Source organism: Pseudonocardia pini (assembly GCF_013870575.1).
GTDB classification, from domain to species: Bacteria; Actinomycetota; Actinomycetes; order Mycobacteriales; family Pseudonocardiaceae; genus Pseudonocardia; species Pseudonocardia pini.
The window spans coordinates 1-3,799 of the sequence record NZ_JACBXB010000557.1; the positions used below are offsets into that span (position 1 = coordinate 1).

At 74.8% G+C, this 3,799-nt stretch carries 2 protein-coding genes; both read right to left on the reverse strand.

The genetic code is table 11. The features are described 5' to 3' along the window. Positions 1-38 precede the first annotated feature (38 nt). Positions 39-1,931 (reverse strand): GAF domain-containing SpoIIE family protein phosphatase, encoded by a 1,893-nt coding sequence (locus H5J29_RS24615; RefSeq protein WP_181783410.1) that lies wholly within the window; start codon positions 1,929-1,931, stop codon positions 39-41. 106 nt (positions 1,932-2,037) lie between these two features. Next, the gene (locus H5J29_RS24620; protein ID WP_181783411.1) at positions 2,038-3,288 is read right to left on the reverse strand and encodes a cation:proton antiporter domain-containing protein; all 1,251 of its coding nucleotides are present in this window, start codon (positions 3,286-3,288) and stop codon (positions 2,038-2,040) included. Positions 3,289-3,799: the final 511 nt, after the last annotated feature.

Sequence of the window (3,799 nt, forward strand, 5' to 3'; positions counted from 1 at the left end):
ATCGCGGACGACGCCGGGGTGGTCGTCGTCCAGATCGGTTAGTGCGCCTCCGGGGGCAGCGGCCGGTCCTCGGGGTGGGCGCGCAGGGCGAGGAGGGCGACGTCGTCGTCCCGGCGTTCGCCGATCTCGTCGAGGAGCGCGTCGCAGAACTCGTCCAGGGCCCGACCGGCGTGCCGTCCCGCGGCCTGCGCCAACCAGGCGAACCCCTCGTCCAGGTCGGCGCCGCGGCGTTCGACGAGCCCGTCGGTGTAGAGCAGCAGGGTCGCGCCCGGCCGCAGGTCCGCGGTGTGGTCCGCGCGCGCGGCGTCCGGGCGCGCGCCGAGCAGCAGGTCCGGTGAGGTGTGCAGCAACCGGGCCGTGCCGTCCGGCTCGACGAGCAGCGGCGGCGGGTGCCCGGCGTTGGTCCAGCGGAACAGCCGCAGTCCGTGGGCGCCGTGGGCGGCGGGTTGCTCGACCCGGCCGTACAACGCGGTCGCGATGGTGTCGACCGAGAGCAGCCGGATCGCCCCGTCGAGCTCACCGAGGATCGTGGCCGGTGGCGCGTCGAGGCTGTAGGCGATGCCGCGCAGCAGGTTGCGGAGCTGCCCCATCGCGGCGACGGCCTCCCGGTCGTGCCCGGCGACGTCGCCGATCACCACGGACAGGGCGCCGTCGCGGAGGAGGAAGGCGTCGTACCAGTCCCCGCCGACCTGGGTGTCGGCGGTCGCGGGCACGTACCGCACGGCCAGCTCCAGGTGGTCCGGCTCGAACGGCTGGGTCAACAGGCTGCGTTGCAGGGTCTCCGACATCCGCCGGGTCGCCACGGCGGCCTGCCGCTCGAGCTGCACGACCCGGGCCCGGGCCAGGGCCTGGGCGGCGTAACCCGCGATCGTGGTGATCGTGACCTGGTCGGCGGGCCCGACGTCTCGGACGGTGTGCCAGCCGAGGACGAAGGCCCCGACCGGCCCCTCGGGTCCCGGCAGCGGGACGGCGACGACCGCCTCCAGGCCCAGCTCCGCGTGCAGGCGCCGCTCGGCCTCGGGATGGGCCGCGTCGAACTCCGCCCGGCCGCGGAAGGACACGACCCGGTTCTCGCGCACCGCGGTCGCCGTGGGCAGGGGCGAGCCCAGGGCGTAGTGCACCCAGCGGGTCCGCCGCTCCCCCGCCGGGAACAGCGCGTCCTGCAGCCGGTGCATCCCACCCTCGTCGTCGAGCAGGCTCAGCCCGACGTAGTCGGGCGCCAGGTCGGTGTGCACCAGCAGCCCGATGCGGTCCCGGACCTCCTCGACGGTCAGCGCCGCCGAGAAGGCCTGCGACGCCTCGAGGAGTGTCTGCGACCGGGCGAACGCGCGCCGCAGCTCCGCGTCGAGCTGGTCGCGGTGGCGGCGTTCGCGGTCGGCGTCGACCCTCGCGAGCCGCAGCCGCAGCTCGGTCGAGCACGCCGCGGCCAGGTCGCGGAGCAGGTCGAGCTGGTCCCCGCTCCATCTCCGCGGCCGTGAGTCGATGGCGCACAGCGACCCCAGGACGTTGCCCGGCCCGTCCGTCAGCGGCATCCCGGCGTAGGCGACGACGCCCAGCTCCGCGACCGCGAGGTTGTCCCGCACCAGCTCGTGGTCGCGGGCGTCCTCGACGACGAGCGGTTCGGCCGAGGTGACGACGTGGCGGCAGAACGAGTGCGTCAGCGGGGTCGACCGCCGACCCGCCCACGGCTCGGGCAGCCCGGTCATCCCGGGGAAGACCTGCCGGTCCTCGCGCACGAGCGACACCAGGGCCACCGGCACCGCGAGCAGCTGGCGGACCCGCGCGGCGAACGCCTCCATCGTCGGGTCGGACGCGCTGGTCAGCCCCGTCTCGGCGAGCGCTGACAGCCGTTCGGGATCGCACAGACCGCCGCAGTCCGAGACCTCGACCGTCTCGGAGGACCGGTCACCACCGCTGGACAGCTCGGGCATCCCCCTCCGGTGTCGCGACTACACCGGGGTCCGGGGCGTAGGTACCGGCCCGACCGTAAGCGGGGTGCCCGGGACCCGCAACCTCTGCACCGCCGAAACGGACCCGTCACCCGCCCCCCTCGGGGCCGAGCCTGCGCCGGTCGAGCCGCGCCATGATCGGGGTCGCCGCGACGCCGTGCACGAGGACCGACACGACCACCACGAACCCCGCCGTGGCCCAGATCTGCTCGACGCCGGTGAAGCCGGCCTCGGAGGTCGCGTAGGCGAGGTAGTAGAAGCTGCCGATCCCGCGGATCCCGAACAGCGCGATGGCCGTGCGTTCGCGGCCCTCGCCGCGGCCGCGCCACAGCGCGAGCCGCGCGGTGACCGGCCGGATCACGAGGACCATCAGCAGCCCGACCAGGACGATCCGCCAGTCCAGCGCGTCGAACAGGCCGCGGACGACGGCACCTCCGAGCAGCACGAGGAGCAGGACCGTCAGCAGGCGCTCGATCTGCTCGACGAAGTCGTGCAGCACCTGGTGGTAGTCGTGGCGGCGTTCCGCGGCGCGGATCGAGCGCGCGCACACGAACACCGCCAGGAAGCCGTAGCCGCCTGCCACCTCGGTGAGCCCGTAGGACAGGAACGTGGCCGCCAGGGCGGTGAAGCCCTCGGCGTGCGAGGCCATGTGCAGGACCTTCGACCGCGGCCGGAAGAACAGCAGCCCCAGCAGCCTGCCGCTGACCAGCCCGCCGACCACCCCGACCACGACCTTGTAGAGCACGTCCTCGGCGAGCCAGCCACCCAACCCGGCGGCGGTCGCGCCGACCGTCGCGATCGTGATCGCCAGGTAGACGAAGGGGAAGGCCAGCGCGTCGTTCAGCCCGGCCTCCGAGGTCAGCGCGAACCGGACCTCGTCCTCGCCGTCCTCGTCCTCGCTGGGCTCGCCCACCTGGACGTCCGAGGCCAGCACCGGGTCGGTCGGGGCGAGCGCGGCGCCGAGCAGCAGCGCCGCGGCCGGGGCCAGCCCGAGCCACCACCAGCCGAGCAGCGCCGCGGCCGCGATGGTCAACGGCATCGCGATCGCCAGCAGCCGCCACGTCGAGGACCAGGACCGCCAGGCCAGCGGCCGGTCCAGCTTCAGCCCCGCCCCCATCAGGGCCACGATCACGGTCAGCTCGGTGAGCCGCTCCGCCACCCCGGGGTGGGCGATCGGGTCCGGGTCGGGCAGGCCCAGCGGAAGCGCGAACAGCAGCACGCCCAGGCCGAGGAACACGATGGGCATCGACAGCGGGCGGCGGGCGAGCAGCCGCGGGAGCAGGCCCGCCAACAGCGCGCCCACCCCGACCAGGGCGTACGTCAGATCCAGCAGGTCCACGCGCCGGCCCCTCTCGGCCCCACGGCCAGGTCGAGACCGAGCGGGCAGCCGCGGTCGTCACCGCACCGAGATAGCCGGGGCGCGCTCCGCGAAACCGGTGAGCGACAATCCGCCCGGACTCGGGCGTGAGGTCCGCGGACCCGGGTACCCCCTTCCGGATGGTGGGATCCCCGTGGGAGCGCACCGTTCTCCGCTCCTGATCCCGGCGGGAGGCAGGCACGGCGCACGGTGCGGCCGTGGACGACGTGAATCTCGACAAGGAGCACCTCCGACGGTGACCACGACCCTCCCCGTGCCTGCAGGCACCGGCGGCACACCCCGCGCGTCCCGGTGGCGGTCGCGGTGACCGACCCGCCCCGCCCGCGTCGCGCCGCGGACGGCCGGGAGACCGACGACGTCCGGCTCCTGGTCCCCCGGGCCCTGCGCGTCTGCGGCGCGATCGGCTGGCGGCTGCTGGTCGTCGCGGCGGCCCTGTACGTCCTCGGGCAGGTCGTGTCCTACCTCGCCGCGA

Excerpts from the sequence above, each read along its gene's own strand:
- H5J29_RS24615 (WP_181783410.1), bottom strand. The coding sequence starts at position 1,931 with ATGCCCGAGCTGTCCAGCGGTGGTGACCGGTCCTCCGAGACGGTCGAG.